24 protein-coding genes, 2 tRNA genes and 1 pseudogene are annotated in these 19,780 nt (G+C 59.8%); 11 read left to right on the top strand and 16 right to left on the bottom strand.

Features of this window, described 5'->3' with window-relative positions:
* Window positions 1–53 precede the first annotated feature (53 nt).
* From QN219_RS00135 to QN219_RS00125, 3 genes are all read left to right on the top strand, one after another.
* Entirely contained in the window at window positions 54–242 is a 189-nt protein-coding gene (locus QN219_RS00135) for a hypothetical protein (RefSeq protein ID WP_283997045.1), read from the top strand.
* Between the two features lie 92 nt (window positions 243–334).
* Window positions 335–796 carry a YbaK/EbsC family protein gene (locus QN219_RS00130; RefSeq protein ID WP_173510934.1) on the top strand — a complete coding sequence of 154 codons (462 nt, stop codon included), beginning with the start codon at window positions 335–337 and terminating at the stop codon, window positions 794–796.
* Window positions 797–1,312: 516 nt separating this feature from the next.
* Complete coding sequence (locus QN219_RS00125; protein ID WP_283997043.1) at window positions 1,313–2,356, top strand: GlxA family transcriptional regulator; 1,044 nt, start codon at window positions 1,313–1,315, stop codon at window positions 2,354–2,356.
* 67 nt (window positions 2,357–2,423) lie between these two features.
* On the opposite strand, the gene QN219_RS00120 is transcribed toward QN219_RS00125, so the two are convergent.
* The 12 genes from QN219_RS00120 to QN219_RS00065 form a co-directional block, all read right to left on the bottom strand.
* Window positions 2,424–2,651 carry a hypothetical protein gene (locus QN219_RS00120; protein WP_283997041.1) on the bottom strand — a complete coding sequence of 76 codons (228 nt, stop codon included), beginning with the start codon at window positions 2,649–2,651 and terminating at the stop codon, window positions 2,424–2,426.
* Between the two features lie 154 nt (window positions 2,652–2,805).
* The gene (locus QN219_RS00115; RefSeq protein WP_283997039.1) at window positions 2,806–2,994 is read right to left on the bottom strand and encodes a hypothetical protein; all 189 of its coding nucleotides are present in this window, start codon (window positions 2,992–2,994) and stop codon (window positions 2,806–2,808) included.
* Window positions 2,995–3,187: 193 nt separating this feature from the next.
* Window positions 3,188–3,263, bottom strand: a tRNA-Phe gene (locus QN219_RS00110).
* 385 nt (window positions 3,264–3,648) lie between these two features.
* Window positions 3,649–3,858, bottom strand: coding sequence for a DNA gyrase inhibitor YacG (gene yacG, locus QN219_RS00105; protein ID WP_283975451.1), 210 nt, complete (start codon window positions 3,856–3,858; stop codon window positions 3,649–3,651).
* A 6-nt stretch (window positions 3,859–3,864) separates the two neighbouring features.
* A complete protein-coding gene (locus tag QN219_RS00100; protein ID WP_173510938.1) occupies window positions 3,865–4,485 on the bottom strand; it encodes a Maf-like protein in 621 nt (206 codons plus the stop codon).
* 52 nt (window positions 4,486–4,537) lie between these two features.
* A complete protein-coding gene (gene infA / locus QN219_RS00095; protein WP_004435948.1) occupies window positions 4,538–4,756 on the bottom strand; it encodes a translation initiation factor IF-1 in 219 nt (72 codons plus the stop codon).
* Between the two features lie 190 nt (window positions 4,757–4,946).
* Complete coding sequence (locus QN219_RS00090) at window positions 4,947–5,417, bottom strand: low molecular weight phosphatase family protein (protein ID WP_283997038.1); 471 nt, start codon at window positions 5,415–5,417, stop codon at window positions 4,947–4,949.
* A 10-nt stretch (window positions 5,418–5,427) separates the two neighbouring features.
* On the bottom strand, window positions 5,428–5,904 hold the full coding sequence (locus tag QN219_RS00085) for a UPF0262 family protein (RefSeq protein WP_283997037.1): 477 nt from the start codon (window positions 5,902–5,904) through the stop codon (window positions 5,428–5,430).
* On the bottom strand, window positions 5,901–7,205 hold the full coding sequence (gene hisD, locus QN219_RS00080; protein WP_283997036.1) for a histidinol dehydrogenase: 1,305 nt from the start codon (window positions 7,203–7,205) through the stop codon (window positions 5,901–5,903). Before hisD ends, QN219_RS00085 begins: the two co-directional genes overlap by 4 nt.
* Before the next feature lie 36 nt (window positions 7,206–7,241).
* The gene (locus tag QN219_RS00075; protein ID WP_283997035.1) at window positions 7,242–7,682 is read right to left on the bottom strand and encodes a DUF2948 family protein; all 441 of its coding nucleotides are present in this window, start codon (window positions 7,680–7,682) and stop codon (window positions 7,242–7,244) included.
* A 302-nt stretch (window positions 7,683–7,984) separates the two neighbouring features.
* Window positions 7,985–9,277, bottom strand: coding sequence for a UDP-N-acetylglucosamine 1-carboxyvinyltransferase (gene murA, locus QN219_RS00070; RefSeq protein ID WP_283997033.1), 1,293 nt, complete (start codon window positions 9,275–9,277; stop codon window positions 7,985–7,987).
* A gap of 167 nt (window positions 9,278–9,444) precedes the next feature.
* A complete protein-coding gene (locus QN219_RS00065; protein WP_283997031.1) occupies window positions 9,445–9,660 on the bottom strand; it encodes a hypothetical protein in 216 nt (71 codons plus the stop codon).
* Window positions 9,661–9,809: 149 nt separating this feature from the next.
* On the opposite strand from QN219_RS00065, the gene QN219_RS00060 reads away from it, so the two are divergent.
* The 6 genes from QN219_RS00060 (at window position 9,810) to QN219_RS00035 (ending at window position 12,733) form a co-directional block, all read left to right on the top strand.
* Window positions 9,810–9,884 (top strand) — tRNA-Thr (locus QN219_RS00060).
* Window positions 9,885–10,766: 882 nt separating this feature from the next.
* Entirely contained in the window at window positions 10,767–11,054 is a 288-nt protein-coding gene (locus QN219_RS00055) for a hypothetical protein (protein WP_283997029.1), read from the top strand.
* Between the two features lie 12 nt (window positions 11,055–11,066).
* A complete protein-coding gene (locus QN219_RS00050) occupies window positions 11,067–11,285 on the top strand; it encodes a hypothetical protein (protein WP_283997027.1) in 219 nt (72 codons plus the stop codon).
* Window positions 11,286–11,711: 426 nt separating this feature from the next.
* On the top strand, window positions 11,712–11,834 hold the full coding sequence (locus tag QN219_RS00045; RefSeq protein WP_283997025.1) for a hypothetical protein: 123 nt from the start codon (window positions 11,712–11,714) through the stop codon (window positions 11,832–11,834).
* 466 nt (window positions 11,835–12,300) lie between these two features.
* Complete coding sequence (locus tag QN219_RS00040; protein WP_283997023.1) at window positions 12,301–12,429, top strand: hypothetical protein; 129 nt, start codon at window positions 12,301–12,303, stop codon at window positions 12,427–12,429.
* Between the two features lie 97 nt (window positions 12,430–12,526).
* A complete protein-coding gene (locus QN219_RS00035) occupies window positions 12,527–12,733 on the top strand; it encodes a hypothetical protein (RefSeq protein ID WP_283997021.1) in 207 nt (68 codons plus the stop codon).
* Here the strand turns inward: QN219_RS00035 and QN219_RS00030 are convergent.
* Window positions 12,702–12,914 (bottom strand): hypothetical protein, encoded by a 213-nt coding sequence (locus QN219_RS00030; protein WP_269278423.1) that lies wholly within the window; start codon window positions 12,912–12,914, stop codon window positions 12,702–12,704. The genes QN219_RS00035 and QN219_RS00030 overlap by 32 nt on opposite strands.
* 634 nt (window positions 12,915–13,548) lie before the next feature.
* Between QN219_RS00030 and QN219_RS00025 the strand changes: the two genes are divergently transcribed.
* Window positions 13,549–15,252: a methyl-accepting chemotaxis protein gene (locus QN219_RS00025; protein ID WP_283997020.1), complete on the top strand. Its 1,704-nt coding sequence runs from the start codon at window positions 13,549–13,551 to the stop codon at window positions 15,250–15,252.
* 131 nt (window positions 15,253–15,383) lie between these two features.
* Here QN219_RS00025 and pncB read toward each other — a convergent pair whose 3' ends face one another.
* The 3 genes from pncB to QN219_RS00010 form a co-directional block, all read right to left on the bottom strand.
* The gene (gene pncB / locus QN219_RS00020; RefSeq protein WP_173510948.1) at window positions 15,384–16,688 is read right to left on the bottom strand and encodes a nicotinate phosphoribosyltransferase; all 1,305 of its coding nucleotides are present in this window, start codon (window positions 16,686–16,688) and stop codon (window positions 15,384–15,386) included.
* Between the two features lie 183 nt (window positions 16,689–16,871).
* Window positions 16,872–17,471 carry a bifunctional nicotinamidase/pyrazinamidase gene (gene pncA, locus QN219_RS00015; RefSeq protein ID WP_283997018.1) on the bottom strand — a complete coding sequence of 200 codons (600 nt, stop codon included), beginning with the start codon at window positions 17,469–17,471 and terminating at the stop codon, window positions 16,872–16,874.
* A gap of 115 nt (window positions 17,472–17,586) precedes the next feature.
* Window positions 17,587–18,774 carry a polysaccharide biosynthesis/export family protein gene (locus QN219_RS00010; RefSeq protein WP_283997017.1) on the bottom strand — a complete coding sequence of 396 codons (1,188 nt, stop codon included), beginning with the start codon at window positions 18,772–18,774 and terminating at the stop codon, window positions 17,587–17,589.
* A 413-nt stretch (window positions 18,775–19,187) separates the two neighbouring features.
* Here QN219_RS00010 and QN219_RS00005 point away from each other — a divergent pair.
* A pseudogene (locus QN219_RS00005) lies at window positions 19,188–19,780 on the top strand (polyketide synthase); the annotation flags it as partial.

Genomic DNA, 19,780 nt, shown 5'->3' with positions numbered 1-19,780 from the left:
CAGCGACCTTTGCGCGTCTGAAAAGACGCGCGGGGCTGTAAGCGGAGGCAACCATGACTGAACTCTACGCCGCAAAGATCGAGACGGCGCTCAAATCCTTCATCACCGACCATCGAGGCACGCTGACGCGAGAACAGGCGATCTCGACAATTCTCGAGAACTGGTTCGCGAGCCACGGCTATCTGCCGCCGCAGCAGGAGGGTCGCCGCCCCGAAGACCTTGACGCTTCGAACGACGATTGAAACATTGCTCTACTGCAGGCGCCACGCTGCAGTCCCGGCCTTGCCGGCGCAGCTTTGTTCTCGACAACCTTTTCTCGGTATAGATCGCACCGATGAGTCTTGCTTCCGTCAAACAGTTCTTTTCCGAACACGCTCCCGACATCGATGTCATCGAACTTGCGCAGAGCACCGCCACCGTGGAGCTCGCCGCCAAGGGCCACGGCGTCGAACCGGCGCAGATTGCCAAGACATTGGCACTCAAGGTCGGGGACGACGTGATCCTGATCGTCACTCGCGGTGACGCCCGGCTCGACAACAAGAAGTACAAGGCACGCTTCGGAACGAAGGCACGCATGCTCGGCTTCGACGAGGTAGAAGCCGAGACGGGCCACCCGGTTGGCGGCGTCTGCCCGTTCGGCCTTGCCAAGCCGCACAATATCTATTGCGACGAGTCGCTGAAGGCCTACGACGTCGTCGTTCCCGCCGCCGGCGCGACCAACGCCGCCGTCCATATCAGCCCTGAACGCATCGCGAAGTTGACCGGAGCGGAATGGGTCGATGTTTCGGCAACCTGACCATTCTGCTTGGAATATCCCTGACGAGGCACGCAAAATACACCCGCCGGTCGGCTCGAGCGTCCACCCGGGGCCGAAAGCTTAAAGAGCGGCAATGAGGAACATCAGCGAGCCGAGCGAAAGCGCGGCGATGATGCTCATCAACACTTTCATCATGTGTTCGGTCATTTCGTACATCCCAGCCTTGTCCCCCAGATGAACGAACGTGATGCCGGGTAGACCGGCGAAACGAAAGCGTCCGGCGCCAGCCCCGACTCGATCGACACTTTCGACCAGTCCGATACGCCGAGCCGGCGTGCTTATCGGACATCGACAATTTTCTGACAAAACGGTTAATAAATCATCATATCAATGGGGATTAGCCCGCTTCCGGTGAAGACGGCACTGACGAGAACATCGCTGTCGGCCAACTCGGGGACGCGGGTGATCTACCTATAACTCGTGGCACTTGGTATCATACCTCGCCGCGGGGTCGCGTACGCCCCCTCGCCGCCAACAGGAATGGATCGCATCGCATTGGAAACGACACTTACAGAAACAAAGACCGCCCCAAGGAGACATGCCGTCGGTCAAGGGGTGCTTCGCGTCGGGTTCATTCTTGCACGGAGCTTTACGCTCAGCGCCTTTTCCCTGTTCGCCGACGCCTTGAGACTGGGAAGCGATGTCGAGGACAAGTCGGGGCGCGTGAACTGCGACTGGGAGGTGCTCGGCAGCACGAGAAACTTCGTCATGTCCAGTTGCGGCATACAGGTGGCGCCCACGGCGTCGCTTCGCCCGCCGACGGAATTCAGCTATATCGCCGTCGTCGGCGGTCGGCTCAATGTGGAGGAACCGATCGATCGCGAAACGGTCAACTACCTTCACCGCGCGGTACGGGCGGGCGTACCGATCATCGGCGTGTGCACGGGAAGCTTCATCCTGGCCGAGGCGGGTGTGCTGGATGGACATGCCGCCTGCGTCAGCTGGCTGCATCACAATGAATTCCGATCACGCTTCCCCGAAATCAACGTCACGTCCAAGCGCATTTTCGTCGAGGACGGCAATGTGATCACCTGCGCCGGCGGCAGCAGCGTGGCCGACCTCGCCACCTACCTGATCCGCAGGCATGTCGGCGAGGAGGCCGAGCGCAATGCGCTCGAAATCATGCAGATCACGCGCCGCAGAGACGCCACCGAAATGCAGACGCGCAATCCGCTCGGTGCGGTCACCGTGCAGGACAAACGGATCAGTCTCGCGCTGATGGTGATGGAACAGCATCTTGAGGACATCATCGGCATAGACGACGTGGCGAACGCCCTCGGCATATCGCGCAGGCAACTCGAACGCCTGTTTCAGAACGAGTTGGGGGCCACCCCGGTTTCGGTCTATCTCAAGCTTCGCCTCGATGCAGCGATGCGTCTGGTCGCATCCACCGAAAAGCCCTTGATCGACATTGCCTTGGAAACGGGCTTTGAAAACGTGTCTCACTTCATCCGGAAATTCAGGGAGGCGTTTTCCCTCACCCCTGGCGCGGCGCGCAAGCAGCTTGCATCGGCGAGGCGCCCAGCCACTGACCGCTGAGTGCTTCTGATCTCTGAAACTGCGCTCCGCGGGGACCGCCGTTACACACGCGTTTCCTGGAATTGTATCAGCCGAAAAGCAAGAGGACGGCACCAATTGCCATCAGAGCCATACCGGGCCAGTTCCGCACCAAGCCGAGAAAGCCTAGGCCCTGCCGCGCGGGCTCCAGTGTCGGTCCGGTTCCGCTCTCTGTAGCGCGCGACGGACCGCTCAAGCGCCGGCGGCCGAGTGCCTCACGCACCATGAGAAGCAAGCCGCAGACAATCAGAAACACGCCGACCAGAACTGTCCACACGTGGGTCTCCTCCGGCGTTGCTCGTCACGCTACAGCGCCGCGCATCGCGATCAGACGCGAAGGGCCGCTGTAGCATTTGGAAATTTCAGCATGAATCCTTGAACCGGTTCCGATTTAAGCAATCATGCTATTATTTGCGTTCCAGATTTACCGGTCAGCGGATGCGGCTGTGATGCCGGATGATGTTCATCTGCAGTTCGTGGCTTGATGCATACTTGCCGAGCACTTTGATCAAGCGCTTTTCCTCGGCTTTTTGTATGCCGGTACGCCTGCAATATTCCGCCACGTCCCAAACATGCTTGGCACGAAACTTATCGAGCGTTCTCACATCGGCATGTGTCATCCTGCGCCCTCCCGGATTTCCCTGAAAAGAACGCCGGCGACGAGGTTTGGTTCCACTTTGCGGGGAAACTTGTGTCGATGCAGCAGGAGACCGGACATCGGAAAACTGAACGGCCGTTGCGCGGAAGCGAAGGGCACCGGAACACCACAGCTTACGCGCTGAAAATTCAAAACGGGAAATTGTTATTAGAGAATGGTGCCCGGAGGCGGATTTGAACCACCGACACGCGGATTTTCAATCCGCTGCTCTACCAACTGAGCTATCCGGGCATCCTGCCGTGACGACAGCGGCTCCTCTCGGAGCCATCGGGGCGGTGTGTTCGCCCCGGAAGCGAGCGGGGTTATAACATCTTGTTCGGCCGTGTCCAGCGCCAAATGACTCTTTTTTGAAAGGAATTTAGCGCGCAGTGGAAAAGGCCGAAAAGTTGAGGCTATTCAGCAGGATCGCGCCGCGACAACAACGATTTCGGCGCGTTCCAGGCAGGAATCTGCAGGTCCGGCTTCTACTGCATGTTTCCTTCAATCGTAGCCGATTCAAGGAAAAAACATGCAGCAATTCAAAGTGCTACAGCGCCTGATTAGACGCGCGGTGCTGGAGTGTGGACATGCGCGATGCAGCGGAAAGCGAGCCAGTGTGCGGATGCGCCAGGAGGCGTCACTGATCTTCGTCGTCGGCCTTCGACTCGTCATCGGCGACAGGGATCGCATAGGAACCGGAAAGCCAACGATTGAGGTCTACGTTGCGGCAGCGCTCGGAACAGAACGGATAATGCTCGCGCACGGACGGGCGGCCGCATTCCGGGCAAGGTCGCGTCGCGCGCAGGGGTTCGACATTCGAACCGCTCTTTTTGCCTTCACCGCTCAATTCTCTTCAGCCTTCCAGCCAACGATTGTGGACGTCATATCCTTCACCGATGAGAAGATTGACGGTTTCGTAGAGCGGCAAGCCTACCACATTGGTGTAGGAACCGACGAGCTTGACGACGAAGCTGCCGGCAATACCTTGGATACCATAGCCGCCAGCCTTGCCGCGCCACTGACCGGAAGCGAGATAGCTTTCGATATCCTGGCCGGAAAGACGCTTGAAGCGCACCTTCGTGTCGATGACCTTCTGGCGGAAGGTGCGGTCGGGGGTGACGAGACAGATGCCGGTATAGACGCGATGGCTGCGCCCGGACAGGAGATGCAGCGCGCTCGAAGCCTCGCTGACCAGCTCCGGCTTCGGCACAATGCGTCGACCGACGCAGACGACGGTGTCGGCGGCGAGAATATAGCTGCCGTCCCAGCCGGGTTCGCCCTTGATCGCCGCCAGCGCTGCTTTCGCCTTCTCGGCTGACAGGCGCCGCGCCAATGAGCGGGGATGTTCCGCGCGCTTCGGCGTCTCATCGAGGTCCATCGGCAACAGCCGCGCAGGTTCGATGCCTGCCTGCGCCAGAAGCTCCACGCGACGCGGCGATCCGGATGCCAGAATCAGTTTTTGGGTCACTGCCATCGAAGCGAGCCGTTATTTCCCGGGGGTTGTAAGCGCTGCCGTCGCCGGGGACCTACTTGAAGCGGTAGGTGATGCGGCCCTTCGTCAGATCGTAGGGGGTCATTTCGACGAGCACCTTGTCGCCGGCGAGAACGCGGATGCGGTTCTTGCGCATGCGGCCCGCCGTATGAGCGATAATCTCGTGCTCGTTTTCGAGCTTCACACGAAAGGTCGCGTTAGGAAGCAATTCGGTGACCACGCCCGGAAATTCGAGGACTTCTTCTTTCGCCATGCAGGATTATTCTTTCTCGTGTTCATTCGCGGATGCGCCACGCATCTTCGAAAATTTGCCGGAAACTACACAATCGGCGAGGGTTTGTGAACCGCTTAGATCCGGCTTTTTCTGCAATTGTGCGCCATGCATCTCTAATCGGCATCATTGCGTTCGCCGCTTGGAACGAACGGGCAGTGCCTTGGACGGATCAGGCTTCCTTGCGGCGCGCCTGCTCGGCAGCCAAGCGACTGGTGATCAGCATCGCCAGGTGATCGCGAACAGCACGATATGCCGCAACGATCTGCTCCCGCGTTCCTGTCGCAACCGTCGGATCCGGTGTCGGCCAGTAAACGACATCGACCGCCATGGACCGGGTCAATTCAAGCGCCACGTGATGGGCTTCCGGTGCAAGCGTCACGATGATGTCGAAGTAATCGTCCTCGAGTTCATCGAGTGTGCGCGGCTGATGGCGACCGATCGTCAGCCCGACTTCAGCGAGAACCACATCGACGAAGGGATCCCGCTCGCCTTGCCGCACGCCGGCGGATGCAACATAAGTCCCTTTCGGCAGCGCTGCCTTGGCGAGCGCTTCCGCCATTGGCGAGCGGATGGCATTCATGCCGCACATGAAGAGTATCGAGCGGGGCGTCTTCGATTGCGGCAAGGCGGTACCGGTCATATCGCCCCCGTCAACCACGCCAATAGAGCACACAGACCAACGTGAAGAGTCGCCGCGCCGTGTCGAAATCCAGCCTGATCTTGCCGGACAGGCGATCCATCAGCGCCTGCGAGCCTTCGTTGTGGATGCCGCGGCGGCCCATGTCGATCGCTTCGATCTGGCTCGGCGTCGCCGAGCGGATCGCTGCGTAATAGCTTTCGCAAATCATGAAATAGTCCTTCACGATCCGCCGAAACGGCGTCAGCGACAGGATATGCGTGGCGACGTCCTCCCCGCCATCCGTCGAAATCGCAAAGACGAGCTTCGAATCCATCAGCGACAGGTTCAGCCGATAGGGACCACCAGGATGACCGACGGGCTCGAAGAGATTTTCCTCGAGCAGGTCGAAGATCGCAACCGCACGCTCGTGCTCCACGTCCGGCGTCGAGCGGCCGATCGTCTCGTCCAGCACGACATCGCAGAGACGCAGGTTGCGATCTGCTTTCATCCCTCACCCCCGAGATTGAGGCGGATGGCGACGGAGCGGGCATGGGCCTCAAGCCCTTCCGAACGCGCGAGGGCAATGGCTGCGGGGCCGAGGGCGCGCAACTGGTCCGCACCAAGCCGCAGGATCGAGGTGCGCTTCATGTAGTCGAGCACGCCCAGACCGGAAGAAAAGCGCGCCGAGCGCGCCGTCGGCAGCACATGGTTGGAGCCGCCGACATAGTCGCCGATGACCTCCGGCGTGTGGCGGCCGATGAAGATGGCACCGGCGTTGCGGATCTTCGGAACCATCGCGTCCGCGTCCACTATCGCCAACTCCAGGTGCTCGGCGGCGATACGGTTGGCAAGCGGCACCGCCTTATCAAGATCCGGAACCTCTATGATGGCGCCGAAATCACGCCAGCTTGCGGCCGCGGTTTCGGCGCGCGGCAATGTCTTCAACTGCCGTTCGACCGCGGCTTCCACCGCAACCCCGAAGGCCGCGTCATCGGTAATCAGGATTGCCTGCGCCCCGGCATCGTGCTCTGCCTGCGCCAGGAGGTCGGCCGCGATCCAGTCGGGATCATTGCCGCCGTCGGCGATCACCAGCACTTCCGAGGGGCCGGCGATCATGTCGATGCCGACCGTGCCGAAGACCTGCCGCTTGGCAGCCGCGACATAGGCGTTGCCCGGACCGACGATCTTCGCGACCGGCGCGATCGTCTCGGTCCCGTAGGCAAGGGCTGCGATAGCCTGGGCGCCGCCGACGCGATAGATTTCCTCGACGCCGGCGAGCCGTGCGGCCGCAAGCACCGCCGGGTTGATCGCGCCGCCGCTTGCGGGCACGACCATGACGATGCGTGGCACGCCGGCAACCTTGGCAGGCAGCGCATTCATGAGAACCGAACTCGGATAGCTTGCCGTGCCGCCCGGTACGTAGAGCCCAACCGCGTCAATCGCCGTCCAGCGCGAGCCGAGCCCGACGCCCATCCCATCCTCGTAGATATCGTCCTTCGGCAATTGCCGGCGGTGATGCGCCTCGATCCGAGTCGCGGCAATCTTGAGGGCGCCGAGAACCTCCGGCGCGACCGTGTCGATCGCCCCATCGATCTCGGCCGCGTTGACGGCCATGGCCGTCGTGCCGAAATCGACGCCATCGAAACGAGCCGAGTATTCGGCCAGCGCCGCATCGCCCCGCGCGCGAACATCATCGATGATGGCGCGCACGGCAGCATTGACGTCTTCCGAAACTTCCCGCTTGGTTGTCAAAAACGCGGCAAATGCCTGTTCGAAGCCGCTGTCGAGATAGTTCAGCCTGATTGCCAATGCGAGATATCCTTTTGGTGATGACCGGTAAGATGCTCAAGCGCCTTCGGGATGCCGGGGCTTGAATGCGGTTTCCCAAGCCCCGCCCGTGTCGGCAAGTTGCGCCTCGATGCATTCCACGTCGACCATGATCGATGCCTCGCCAGCCAGCACCAGCTCAATCGTGCCTTCCGGCCCTTCGCCCTTGACCGAGAAACGCAGAGCCAGGAGGTCGAGAACCGCTTCCGCATCCGCTCGGTCGAAACCAATGGAACGCACGGCGATCACGCGCTTGAACGAAAGCACGGCCCGGCGCCGCTCGAAATTGCGGCGCTTGCCTTCCGCATTCTCCCAGACGAACCGGTTAATAACCAGGAAGAGCTGCCCGCGGCGGGCGTCATAGGAAATGCCCGCCACCTTGAAGACTGCGTCCTGCACATGCGCGGAAACGACGCCAAGGTCTTCCTCGTCGAGTGCCAGCAGCTTCAGAGCGTCCATGCGAGCCATCCTGTAATTTCGCGTCATATTTTGCGCTGCAATCGCAATGGACATAAGACGTTGCGCCCGAAACCGCAACGGTTTCAGGCGTGCTACAGAGACCTTTGTGCGTCTTTTCATACGCACAAAGATGTCTGCAGTACTTTGAATTACTGCACGTTTTTATCCTGAAATCGGCTCCGATTGAGGAAACGTGCAGTAGAGACGAAGAAGCGCGGGAAGCGGTCTTCCATCCGCGCCCCGCGCCAATTGCCTGAAATCGATCCCGTCTTACGATCCTGAATAAGACCGCCCGTCGAAGGTCAGTCGCTGACGCGCTCGACATGCGCACCGCAACGGGTGAGTTTTGCTTCCAGCCGCTCGAAGCCGCGATCAAGATGATAGACGCGCGAAACCATCGTTTCGCCCTCGGCCGCGAGCCCGGCGATGACCAGCGAGACGGAGGCACGCAGATCCGTCGCCATCACGGGCGCACCCTTCAACCGGCCAACCCCTTCGATCTTCGCCGTCTGCCCTGAGAGCGAGATCTTCGCGCCGAGGCGCGCCAGTTCCTGCACGTGCATGAAGCGGTTTTCGAAGATCGTTTCGGTGATGTGGGAAACACCGCTCGACTTGGTCATCAGCCCCATGAACTGTGCCTGCAGGTCGGTCGGGAAGCCCGGGAAAGGGTCGGTCACGATGTCCACCGGCTTGATGCCAGCACCGTTTCGAACGACGCGAATGCCACTGTTCGTCTGGCTGATCTCCGCACCCGCCCGGCGGATCGCCTCGAGCGCCGTTTCGAGAAGCGAGGCGTCGGTATCCTCGAGAATGACGTCGCCGCCGGTCATCGCGACAGCCATGGCGTAAGTGCCGGTCTCGATGCGGTCAGGCAGCACGCGATGCCGGGCGCCGGAAAGCGAGCGCACACCCTCGATGGTGATCGTGCTCGTGCCCTGCCCGCTGATCTTCGCGCCCATGGCGTTGAGGCACTTGGCGAGATCGACGACCTCCGGCTCGCGCGCGGCGTTGCCGAGCACGGTCGTGCCATTGGCAAGCGTCGCGGCCATCATCAACACATGCGTTGCGCCGACCGAAACCTTCGGGAACACGTAGCGCCCGCCTATGAGCCCGCCAGCTGGCGCCATCGCGTTGACGTAGCCGCCGTCGATCTCGATATTGGCGCCGAGCGCGGTCAGCCCCTCGATGAAGAGATCGACGGGTCTGGTGCCAATGGCGCAGCCGCCCGGCAGCGACACGCGCGCCTTGCCTTCGCGGGCAAGCAGCGGCCCGATGACCCAGAAGCTCGCACGCATCTTCGACACGAGCTCGTAGGGCGCGGTCGTGTCGACGATGTTGCGGCTCGTGAAATGGATCGTGCGCGCATAGCTTTCGCCCTGGCGCTCGCGCCGGCCATTGACGGAAATATCGGCGCCATGATTGCCGAGGATGCGGATCAGCTGCTCGACATCGGCCAGGTGCGGCACGTTTTCCAGCGTCAGCGTATCATCGGTGAGCAGCGATGCGATCATCAGCGGCAGGGCCGCATTCTTGGCGCCGGAAATGGGGATGACCCCACGAAGTTCGTTACCGCCTACAATCCTGATGCGATCCATGAGGCCTCTTGAACGGGCTCAAGCCCGCCTTTCCAAAAAATTCAGTGTTGTTTGAAGGCGTCTCTTTATTGGAGATGCCATGAAATTAGAAGTGCCTTGAAATTGCGGGTCCACGGGAGACAACCCAAGGATCCCGGAAGAACCGCGACGATCGTCCCCGTCCCTCTCTAATCGTCCGATTCGTCCGTTTTTGCGGCAGGCAATCCCGACGTCTCGTCGGCCGCGCCCGCGCGGCGCGCTCGCATCTGCTGCTTGCGGCGCTGGAGGTTGTCACGCAAGTTCTTTGCCAGCCGCGACCGCTTGGCATCTGCCTCGGCGGTGCGTCCGGCGCCCTTTCCCGGCTTCGGCCCGTGCTGCCTGTCGTCATCGTTCTGCATGGCCATGCATTAGCGCAAAATCGGGCGCTCCGAAAGCAGCAGGGCGATTTCCGAGGGATCGGGCCAAAAACTTCGCAATGCGGCTTGCGCTCGCCCCAAAGCTATGGCAATAGGCGCCTCGCTTGATGCGGCTTGTCACGAACCGGCCGTCGGATGCTGCTATAGCTCAGGGGTAGAGCACTCCCTTGGTAAGGGAGAGGCCGAGAGTTCAAATCTCTCTAGCAGCACCAGTTTTTCAAGGCTCTCAATTAATAACTGCGATCGCAGTCTGCACTGCTTTCAACAGCAGGCGGCACAGATCCGCCCTAGCCTGTTGTGCAGGTTCTCATGCGGGCAGCGTCAAGCCCGCGCGTCACACGCCTAGAAAATCCTTCCGAACAGAGCGGAATAGACAATCACAGCTATCGCAAGCGTAAACGCAAGCGAGACATACAGGCGCGTGAAATCGTATGTATAGAATCGAGCGGGGATAAGGTTTTTCATAGCGACCTCTGATTTCCATCTGGTTTGACGCGGCAAAGATCCCCACGACAAAACCGATCGCACAGGGCTCTTGCCCATTCAAGAATTATGATTTCATTCCCGCCAACCTGGGTTGACTGTCGGGATCGCTGCAGGCCCGCCCCTCGGACGATGAGCCAGTGACAATCCAGATTTTTCATCCTGCGCTCTAAAATAATTATTGTAAATAAACAATTCGCAACGCCAAACCAAAAGTACATTTCATTTAATTGGCGCACCTTGTATTTGTTACAAATCTGACGTCAGCGGGTGCATTATTATTTCCAGGGGTTCTCGCCACCACTTCCTCTCGTATATATTTTTCCGCCATTCGAGTTTCTTGCTTGATCATCTCAGTAAAGCCTCAATCTTTGGATACATAGGTTCAACATCGTCCTTGGCCAGCTTGGCTTGTCGCTTCGGCAGAGGCTTCACACTCGTCAAACTCACCGATCATCGATCCTTCAAAATTCTTCAAAGGCCAGCAAGCCGTAGTGGCTTCCGTCCCGCTTGAGGATGCCAGGGCCATCACGGCAGCCGTTCGCGCTCCAACAGCGCCAACCGGCCCGGTTTGGTTAACCCTGCGAACCGCGTTCGCCAAAGGAGGCAACATGTTTGCTCGAACGAAAACTCGAACGGTCCATTTCGATGAACCATTTCGGATTTCCGATCTCGACGAGATGGTGCCCCCCGGCGACTACGAAGTCGACGACGACGAGGAGTTGATCGAGGGTATTTCCTGGCTCGCCTACCGCCGCGTGGCAACCTTCATCAAGTTGCCGGCGACAATTGAGAACAAACTCCAGATGCGCCTGATAGCGATTGATCCTGAGGAACTTGAACGCCTCATCATAGCGGACCGCCGCAAACAGGCGATCGCCTCACCACCCAGACCTTGAGGACAACAGTCGATGCGCAACCACCGCTTCCCAATTGGCTTGTCCGTTCGCCTCAGAGATCGACGGAATCTCTCACCTCTTGCAGCTGAGACCTATCGCATCACCGCCAAGCTCCCACTGAGGGACAACTGGCCTCAATATCGCATCCGAAATGATGAACTCGGGCAGGAGAGAGTGAGCACAGAGGACAATCTGGAGCCAATAGAATGGGGCATGACGCCTCGTCCGTGAAGCAAGGATGCAATGCGTGCTTCGCTCTTGCGGAAGCGTTGCCGCGAGGCAGACGGCTCTGAAACATTGGAGCACAACTCTCCACAGAAACGGATCGGAGACACGATTATGAAAAACAACCACGCAGAGCACGCGCTCGCCATCAGCGTATGGGAATCGGAAGGTGGGGCGCCGAACAGATCCGGAAGGCTCTATCAATACGGCCGCCGTGTAGAAAACGACAGATCGTACACGATCTATCACGTGTTCACGGGCGAACCGGCGAAGGTCGGTTCATGGACCATGACAGGTCTCAACAAGAAGAATGCGGCGCGGGCTCTGCATACACTTAATAGACACTAAAATAGTTGCCCGCAGATGTTCAGCATATGAAGGAGAGGGGCCCGCTATCGCCGCCAGAAAAATGAAAACAAAAGGGAGAAAACCATGAAATCGTATATCGGAAGTTTCGGATATCAATTCAGACTTGTTGAATTCATGATCCGGTCATCGCTTGCAGTTTCGCTGGGGATCATCGCCTATGTCACGTTCATTGGCGTTTTCTGGTAACAGGCCGTCGCCGATCACCGATTGAATTCGGATGGTCTCGCCTAATGACTCGCGCTCCTGTCAGATAAGCGTAGACTATTCCCACCATCGGCTTAGTGATACGGGCACCGATGGCCGGAAGATCGTAGCGCTTTCGCCCTGATAAGGAAGGGCGCCATGCTTGCTCTTGACATCCCAATCACACGATCCCCCATTTACCCGGCTCAGCTGGTGCAACTGCGGAGGGTCTTTGACGACGAACTTATGCGCCGTGGATGGCCGCGCCGTGGCGACCGCGCGGAGAACCTCGCAAGCCGGATCTTTCACCTTTACCAATCAGGGGTTCGTTCGACACACGCGCTTCATGAGAGGCTTAGGGAAAACGAGCCGTGAATTGCAAGCGCCGCCGCTTCATGCCTCCCGAGAAAGCGATGATGCTTCTATGTCGGCGGGGCTGTTTTTCTAATGCAACAATAGGCGGACGAACATGGTCTACGGTAGGGTCGGCAGACGCTCGCGGCGCTTCCATGTCGTAAAATTCTTCGTGGCGCTGCTGGTGCCAGTGATCCTGCTCGGATCCGCGATTGCGGCCGCCGAATGGGTATCCACCATGTAGCGATCGCTCCCGCGGCGCACGAGCGCCGGTTGCGTTCACGCGCTCCCCTTTGAGAATCCTCTACCAAACGCTCCGCCCGTCGCTTAAGCTCTTTCTTATGGACGCTCAGAGATACGACCTGAAAGAGGAACCGGACGGCTCCTGGACGGTGATCGACAAGGAGACCGGGCAGACGGCGGAGCTGAACGGTGAACGGCTTGCGCACCTCAGCCTTCACCTGGCGAACGAGTACCTGCCGCTCTTGAAGCTGCGGGATACTGTTTCCGGCTTGATCAGGAAACCCGGTGACGAGGGGCCGGCCTGAAATCGGCTAGCTGCGCCAGAAGCTGGTCGCAGGTGCACTTTTTCCTGCCCATCAGGTCCAGGATACGACGCGCGGCCTCGTTGGCCTCCACACCGTCCCTTCCGACGTTATGCAGAGCGCACCAGACATCCAGCGCCCCGCGCATGACATCGACATCATCCGGTGAATAGGCTTGACGCACGAACCCCTCCCAAGGTGGTACCTCAATCCGCTCATCATGGGGCATTTCCGGGTAAATTCAAGAAAATACTGAGGTACCCCAATAAGTCATACCATTGCTGGGCCTTCCGACGCCGTTTCGGCTCGGGCCGCACGCTCGGAACGTGACGCAGCGCAGCTTCGAAGCCCTAAAGGGGTGTCCGGATGTTTGCTGGATGCCACCGTCATCAAACCTTAAAACAAATCCGTATAACTCGCCCTGCGGCAAACCCGCCGGATGCATGACGGTGTTGTTATGCGTTTATCCGTGAAGCTCCCGCTCGCAGCGGCGGGTCTGGCCGTCCTTTCCATCGCCGCTACCAGCCTTGCCAGCCTCACCGTCAGCCGCAGCATATCCTCTCAAGCGGCAGTCGAGAAACTCGAAGCCCTGGCGGACGCCCGGCGCAACGAATTGCGCCATTACCTGACGACGATCGAAAATGACCTGCGTAATCTGCAGGCGCAAAAGACGGTCGCGAAGGCGTTGAGCGATCTCGGCAGTGCGATGGCCGGGATCGGCGCGGATGCCGCAACCGAACTCACGCGGCGCTACGCGACGGTCGACCCCAATGCCGTGGACAAGCGGGCAATGCTTAGCTCTGCCGAAAAGGACAAATATGACGACCTACACGGCCGCTACCATCCTTTTTTCCGGCGTTTCGCCGAGGCACACGGTTCTGCTCGTCAATCTCAACGGCGACGTTGTCTACACGCTGAACAAGAAGGGCAATTTCGCCGTCAATCTCTTACAGGCGCCGTGGAAGGGCACGGGCCTTGGGCGCATCTTCGGGGCGACCGCCGAAGGCACCGACAAGAACAACCTTGCCTTTGCCTCCTACGAGACCTACGGTCCGCTCGGCGAGAGACCGTCGGCCTTCATTGCCCTTCCGATCGCGTCCCTCGACGGCAAGATCGGTACACTCGTGCTCGAAATGCCCGACGCAATGATCGGCCAGATCGTCGGCAACACGACCGGCCTCGGCGAAACGGGCGAGACGATCCTGCTCGACGAGAACGGCTTCTTCCTGACGGACCGCGCCGGGACGAGCGAAAACGACATGCTGCAAGCGCGGGTGGACCGACCGGCAGTCACCGAAAACGACGAGATCGCCAGCAGCGCGCTGGCGGATTTCCGCGGTGAAGAAGCGCGGATGGCGGCGACGGCCCTCGACGCGTGCATCGGCAAGGCGCGCAAGGACGAAATCGGCGACATGGCTCGCTCCGTCGTCGTCTTCCGCGATGCGGCGATTGACCGGGTACGCCTCGAGAAGGAGGCGGAAGACACGCGGATATCGCTCGAGGACGAGCGACGGGCACGCGATGTCGCCCGGATGGAGGAGGCCCGTCACATCGGCGAAGCGGTCGATGAACTGGCGACCGGGCTCGAACGACTTTCGCACGGCGACCTGACCACCTGCATCGACCAGCCATTCGTCGAAGGACTCGATCGTCTGCGGCTTGATTACAACATGTCTCTCGACCGCCTCGCGCTGACGCTCCGCGATGTAAAGACAAGAATCGCCCACATTCACGGCGACACTGGTGAAATGCGCGACGCAGTGGACCAGCTTGCAAAGCGCACGGAGCATCAGGCGTTGTCGCTGGAGCAAGCGGCGACGGCGCTAGGCACCATGACGGTTACCGTGCGGCGCACCGCCGAACACGCCACCTCCGCCACCCAGATTGCGGCCGCCGCGAAAGAGAGTTCCGACAAGTCCAGCGATGTGGTGAACGATGCGGTTGACGCCATGGGCAGGATCGAAGCCGCCTCGCATTTGATTTCGCAGATCATCGGCACGATCAACGACATAGCCTTCCAGACCAATCTTTTGGCGCTGAATCCCGGCGTCGAAGCCGCACGCGCCGGAGAGGCAGGAAAGGGGTTCGCGGTTGTCACACACGAAGTGCGGGAGCTTGCTCAGAAATCCGCGGTCGCTGCGCGTGAAATCAAAACCATCGTCACCGCCTCCGCAGACGAGGTGGCGAACGGCGTGTCGCTCGTGAGGGCAGCAGGCGACGCGCTCGGCCGGATCTCCGGACAAATCCACGCCATCAACGACCAGATATCGGAGATCGCCGCCGATGCGCGCGCCCAGGTGAGCGGCCTTCAGGACGTTAACGAAACCGTGCGCGAGCTCGACCGCATGACGCAACAAAACAACGCGATGGTCGAAGAAAGCACCGCAATGACGCATCGGCTTTCGAACGAGGCCTCCGGTCTCTCGGACCTCGTCTCGCAGTTCCGCATGGCCTTCGACCAGCCCACCGAAATCGTCGACCCTGCCGACACCGATGTCGAATTTGTTCGCCGGCGCGCTTGATGGCTCGCCACGGCGACCTTAACGCAAGCTTAAGATTCTACTGCTAGATCTGACAATGCGATGATGGACAATCGCAATGCCTAAATCCCCTCTTTGAAACCGGCGCTTGCCGGTTTCTTTTTGGGGCAGGATCAAACCTTGACGGTCTGCTCGACGAAATCCTCGGTTCCGAAGAATTTGAGATAGCGCTGCACTTCGGCGGGGTCTCCGGTCGCCTTGCGCGGATTGTCCGAAAGTTTGACCGCGGGCCGACCATTGGCTTCGCTCACCTTGCACACGATCGATATCGGGTTGAGACCGCTGATTTCCGTGGGCGCGCAGCCGGCAAAATCGTTGGTCAGGTTCGTCCCCCAGCCGAAACTCATGCGCACCCGCCCCTCGAAGTGGCGATAGGTCTTGATGATCGTGTCGACGTCCAGGCCGTCGGAGAAGATCAGCAGTTTTTCCCGCGGGTCGCGCCCCATCTTCTTCCACCAGGCGATGATCTTCTCGCCGCCTTCGATCGGCGGTGCGCTATCCGGCCGAAAGCCGGTCCAGTTCGCCACCCAATTTGGCGCATTGCGCAGGAATGCCGCCGTGCCGAAGGAATCCGGCAGCACGATCAGCAAATTGCCGCCGTAGAGTTGATTCCAGTCCTGCAGGACCTTGTAGGGTGCGGCGGCAAGCTCCTTGTCGTTGCGGGCAAGAGCCGCCGCAACCATCGGCAGTTCGTGCGCATTGGTACCGAGCGCCTCGAGATCCGTATCCATGGCGAGCAGCACGTTACTGGAGCCGGAGAACGAGCCGCCGATCCCCTCCTTCAGCGCCTCGACACACCACCGCTGCCAGAGAAAACTGTGCCGCCGGCGCGTGCCGAAATCGGAAATGCGCAGATCGGGATATTGCCGCAACTGTTCGACCTTCGACCACATCTTCGCCTTGGCGCGCGCATAGAGCACGTCCAGCGTGAACGGACCGAGACCTTTCATCGCGGCGCGAGAGCGCAGCTCGTTGATGATCGCCAGCGCCGGGATTTCCCACATTGTCGTCTCGACCCAGCGTCCGCGAAAGATCAGTTCGAACTGACCGTCGCGGCGCGACAGCTCGTATTCGGGCAGACGGAACTTGGCGAGCCAGGCGAGGAATTCCGGCGAGAAGATCTGCTTGCGCCCGTAGAACGTGTTACCGGCAAGCCAGATCATTTCCTTCTTGGTGAAACGCAGGGTCCGCGCGTGATCGAGTTGGTCGCGCAGTTCCTGTTCGTCGATTTCCTCGGCGAGCCGCACGGTCTTGGTGCGGTTGATCAGCGAAAACGTGGCGTCGACATCCCGATAGAGCTGCCAGATCATCTGCAGCATCAGGAGCTTATAGAAATCCGTATCCAAAAGACTGCGGATGATCGGATCGAGCTTCCAGGTATGGTTATAGACCCGCCGCGCGATATCGGTCTTTGGCATCTGCGATTACGCTCCTTCTGGATCACTCCTGCATGTTTCCTTAAATCGAAACCGATTCAAGGGTAAAAACATGCGGCAATTCAAAGTGCTACAGCGACCTGTGCCTCTCGAAAACGCACGGAGCTGTAGTGGACCCGGCCCGAGCAACCTTCTGATCGATTTTGCAAGTCGGCTCCGGTGCGGTTAGATCAGCGCAACGCCCGCATCGCGCATGCGCTGGGTCATCGCGGCGAGTGATCCGCTCAGATCGATGCCGCGGCAGGCGTCAAGCACAACGGAGGTGGAAAAGCCCTGGGCCACCGCATCGAGGGCCGAGAAGGCAACGCAGAAATCGGTCGCAAGGCCGCAGAGCCTGACCTTGTCGATGCCGCGCTCGCGCAAGTAGCCGCCAAGGCCGGTCGGCGTGCGGTGATCGTTTTCGAAAAAGGCGGAGTAGCTGTCGATGTCCCTACGGAACCCTTTGCGGACCACCAATTCCGCCGTTGCCCATTCGAGACCGGGATGGAATTCAGCGCCCGGGCTGCCCTGGACGCAATGATCGGGCCAGAGCGTCTGCTCGCCGTAAGGCATCATCACGGTCGCGAACGGCGCCTTGCCGGGATGGGTGGAGGCGAAGCTGGAGTGCCCGGCAGGGTGCCAGTCCTGAGTGAGGATGACATGGGCGGATTGCTGAATGAGGCGATTGACGACCGGTACGATCTCATCGCCGCCGCCAACCGCAAGGGCGCCGCCGGGGCAGAAATCGTTCTGCACATCGATGACGATCAGGGCTTCGTCAGCCATTGGCTCTCCTCGCGTCCGGTCGGCCTGCGCCGACCATCAGAAAAATCGATTTAAACCGAAGATCAATCACAGAATTTGCTCGACAGCAAGCAGCTTCGCTTGCCGCCGAGCTTCGTCAGTTCTGCAGATCGTCCAGGTTGTCCGCGAGGTTGACGCCGGTATTCGCGATGCCGATCGGCCGGGCCACGAAGTCGAGGAATTTCGCAATATCGACAGAGGGATGACGCGATGCATAGATCACGTCCCGATTCTTGATCGGGAAGGTCTGCCCGACGATCAGGCTATCCGGATTGGTCATGTTGAAACGATAGACGATCGGATAGCGGCCGACGCTGTCGGGCTTCATGCCCTTGCTCAGCATCGTGTTGAACCGCTCCCTTCCGAGCAGGCTCATGACGATATCCGGTTCTTCGTAGCGGAAGACGAAATAGCCCTTCGCATCGACTGTCCGGTCGGCGCCGCCACCCGCAAGTGCCATGGCTTCGAGCAGGTTCAGGTCATTGGCGCCGAACTCGACGCGCTGGTTGGCCCTGACCTGGCCGAGGATCGTGAACGTGCGCGGATCCCGGGTGACGAACACCTGGTCGCCCGGCTTGACGTGAATGTTCTCCGACGGGTTTTCAATGATCGATTTCAAGAGGACCGTACCGGTCTTCTTGCCGCGCACGAGCGTGACGTAGGTCTCGTAAGGCTGTGCTGACGGACCGCCGGCCTTGGCAATGACTTCGTTTATCGACTCGCTGACGAGATTCAGGGGCACGACCGACGGACGACCGACGGCGCCGGAAACCGTGACGATGCGCGATGCCGTGGACGTGCTCGTCACGATGACGTCGGGCTCCACGGCCTTCTGCTTCAGCGCTTCGAGAATCGCCTGGCGTGCCTGCTCGAGCGTCAAGCCGGCAAAACGGACCGGACCGACATAGGGAATGGCTGCCTTACCGTCAGGCTGGACGACCAGATCGATGTTGGTCTGCTTCGATTCCGTGGTGGAAAACAGGCCGTCGCTGCCCGCCTCGAAGATCGACACCTTCAGCTGGTCGCCGACACCGATGACGACTTGGCCGACGCCGCCGCCAATGCCGAAGCGACGGCTGAGCGTCGTCGAGACGTAGTCAGAAACCAACCGTGCAGATTGGCCGTCAACGTCGACGATATCGAAAACGGTCGCATTCTTCCTGCCGATCTGCGCACCGGACTGCCCGGCATCCGCAACGATGTCGGTTGTCAGAGGGCCTTCTCCCGGCACGGCCTGACATCCCGCAAGCGCGGTGCAAAGCAGAAGGGCAGTCACTCGTCTCACTACTATACTCCGTATTCGGCGCAGCGATGAATCCTGCTCACAGATCTGCGCCGTATGTTTTCCCGGCAGGGAATCCGCCGGTCACTGCAAAGCACAATCGCCGTTCCACAACAAGCCACCTCACCATCAGGCAACCAAAATATTCGGCACTGCGCCTTTCCGGTCATACCTCCTCGACATTGGTTACGATCCGTCGCCGTAATTGTCTGGATGGAGGCTCACGACATGTGTATCTGAGCCTTTGGGGTTGAAAGCTAGGTACATTGAGTTAAAAGCTCACTAATACAGCGGGGACGGCTGGACGAATAAACTCGGGGAAAATAACAAATCCGTAGTCTCGCCAATTGCAATTTACATTTGGTATCGCAATGGCTAAGGCAATTTTAACGGCAGTTTAGAGCGTTCGATCATACATGACTGTTGAAATCATAGGGCGTGCATGCCTCGCCCCTGGAGCGAAATCGCCTGAGGCGCTGTTCAAAATTCTTCGTCAGGGCAAATGCACCGTGTCCAGCGTTCCCTCGGACCGCTGGGACCTGGCTCGCTTCTGGCATCCCGTCATGGGCGTGCAGGGCAAGACCTATTCCTTTGCGGCCGGCGTGCTCGATCAAATCTATGATTTCGATCCTGCTGTCTTCGGCATGTCGCAGCGGGAAGCAATGTACATGGACCCGCAGCAGCGCGTTCTGCTGCAGCTCGCCTGGCGTGCCCTCGAAGACGCCAACATTTCCGTCGCGTCGCTGCATGGCGAGAATGTCGGCGTCTATATCGGCGCGTCGAGCCTCGACCACGCCAACCTGACGGTCGAAGATCCGGCCGCCGCCGGTCCCTATTTCATGACCGGCAACACGCTGTCGATCGTTTCCAACCGCATTTCCCACATTTTCGGGTTGAGCGGCCCGAGCATGACGGTGGACACCGCCTGCTCCTCTTCTCTCGTTGCGCTCGACCAGGTTCTCTCGTTGCGCTCGACCAGGCGATGCGGGCGCTCAATGCGGGCGAGATC

Origin of the sequence: Sinorhizobium sp. 8-89 (genome assembly GCF_030124325.1) — a bacterium.
Taxonomy (GTDB): domain Bacteria; phylum Pseudomonadota; class Alphaproteobacteria; order Rhizobiales; family Rhizobiaceae; genus Sinorhizobium.
Note: the sequence above shows the minus strand (reverse complement) of the source record. Positions and strands in the feature narration are given on the sequence as shown.

Coding starts and splice junctions, on each gene's coding strand:
- QN219_RS00135 (WP_283997045.1), top strand. CDS start 54: ATGACTGAACTCTACGCCGCAAAGATCGAGACGGCGCTCAAATCCTTC.
- QN219_RS00130 (WP_173510934.1), top strand. CDS start 335: ATGAGTCTTGCTTCCGTCAAACAGTTCTTTTCCGAACACGCTCCCGAC.
- QN219_RS00115 (WP_283997039.1), bottom strand. CDS start 2,994: ATGACACATGCCGATGTGAGAACGCTCGATAAGTTTCGTGCCAAGCAT.
- QN219_RS00100 (WP_173510938.1), bottom strand. CDS start 4,485: ATGGCAGTGACCCAAAAACTGATTCTGGCATCCGGATCGCCGCGTCGC.
- infA (WP_004435948.1), bottom strand. CDS start 4,756: ATGGCGAAAGAAGAAGTCCTCGAATTTCCGGGCGTGGTCACCGAATTG.
- QN219_RS00090 (WP_283997038.1), bottom strand. CDS start 5,417: ATGACCGGTACCGCCTTGCCGCAATCGAAGACGCCCCGCTCGATACTC.
- QN219_RS00085 (WP_283997037.1), bottom strand. CDS start 5,904: ATGAAAGCAGATCGCAACCTGCGTCTCTGCGATGTCGTGCTGGACGAG.
- QN219_RS00075 (WP_283997035.1), bottom strand. CDS start 7,682: ATGGACGCTCTGAAGCTGCTGGCACTCGACGAGGAAGACCTTGGCGTC.
- murA (WP_283997033.1), bottom strand. CDS start 9,277: ATGGATCGCATCAGGATTGTAGGCGGTAACGAACTTCGTGGGGTCATC.
- QN219_RS00065 (WP_283997031.1), bottom strand. CDS start 9,660: ATGGCCATGCAGAACGATGACGACAGGCAGCACGGGCCGAAGCCGGGA.
- QN219_RS00055 (WP_283997029.1), top strand. CDS start 10,767: ATGTTTGCTCGAACGAAAACTCGAACGGTCCATTTCGATGAACCATTT.
- QN219_RS00050 (WP_283997027.1), top strand. CDS start 11,067: ATGCGCAACCACCGCTTCCCAATTGGCTTGTCCGTTCGCCTCAGAGAT.
- QN219_RS00045 (WP_283997025.1), top strand. CDS start 11,712: ATGAAATCGTATATCGGAAGTTTCGGATATCAATTCAGACTTGTTGAA.
- QN219_RS00040 (WP_283997023.1), top strand. CDS start 12,301: ATGGTCTACGGTAGGGTCGGCAGACGCTCGCGGCGCTTCCATGTCGTA.
- QN219_RS00035 (WP_283997021.1), top strand. CDS start 12,527: ATGGACGCTCAGAGATACGACCTGAAAGAGGAACCGGACGGCTCCTGG.
- QN219_RS00025 (WP_283997020.1), top strand. CDS start 13,549: ATGACGACCTACACGGCCGCTACCATCCTTTTTTCCGGCGTTTCGCCG.
- pncB (WP_173510948.1), bottom strand. CDS start 16,688: ATGCCAAAGACCGATATCGCGCGGCGGGTCTATAACCATACCTGGAAG.
- pncA (WP_283997018.1), bottom strand. CDS start 17,471: ATGGCTGACGAAGCCCTGATCGTCATCGATGTGCAGAACGATTTCTGC.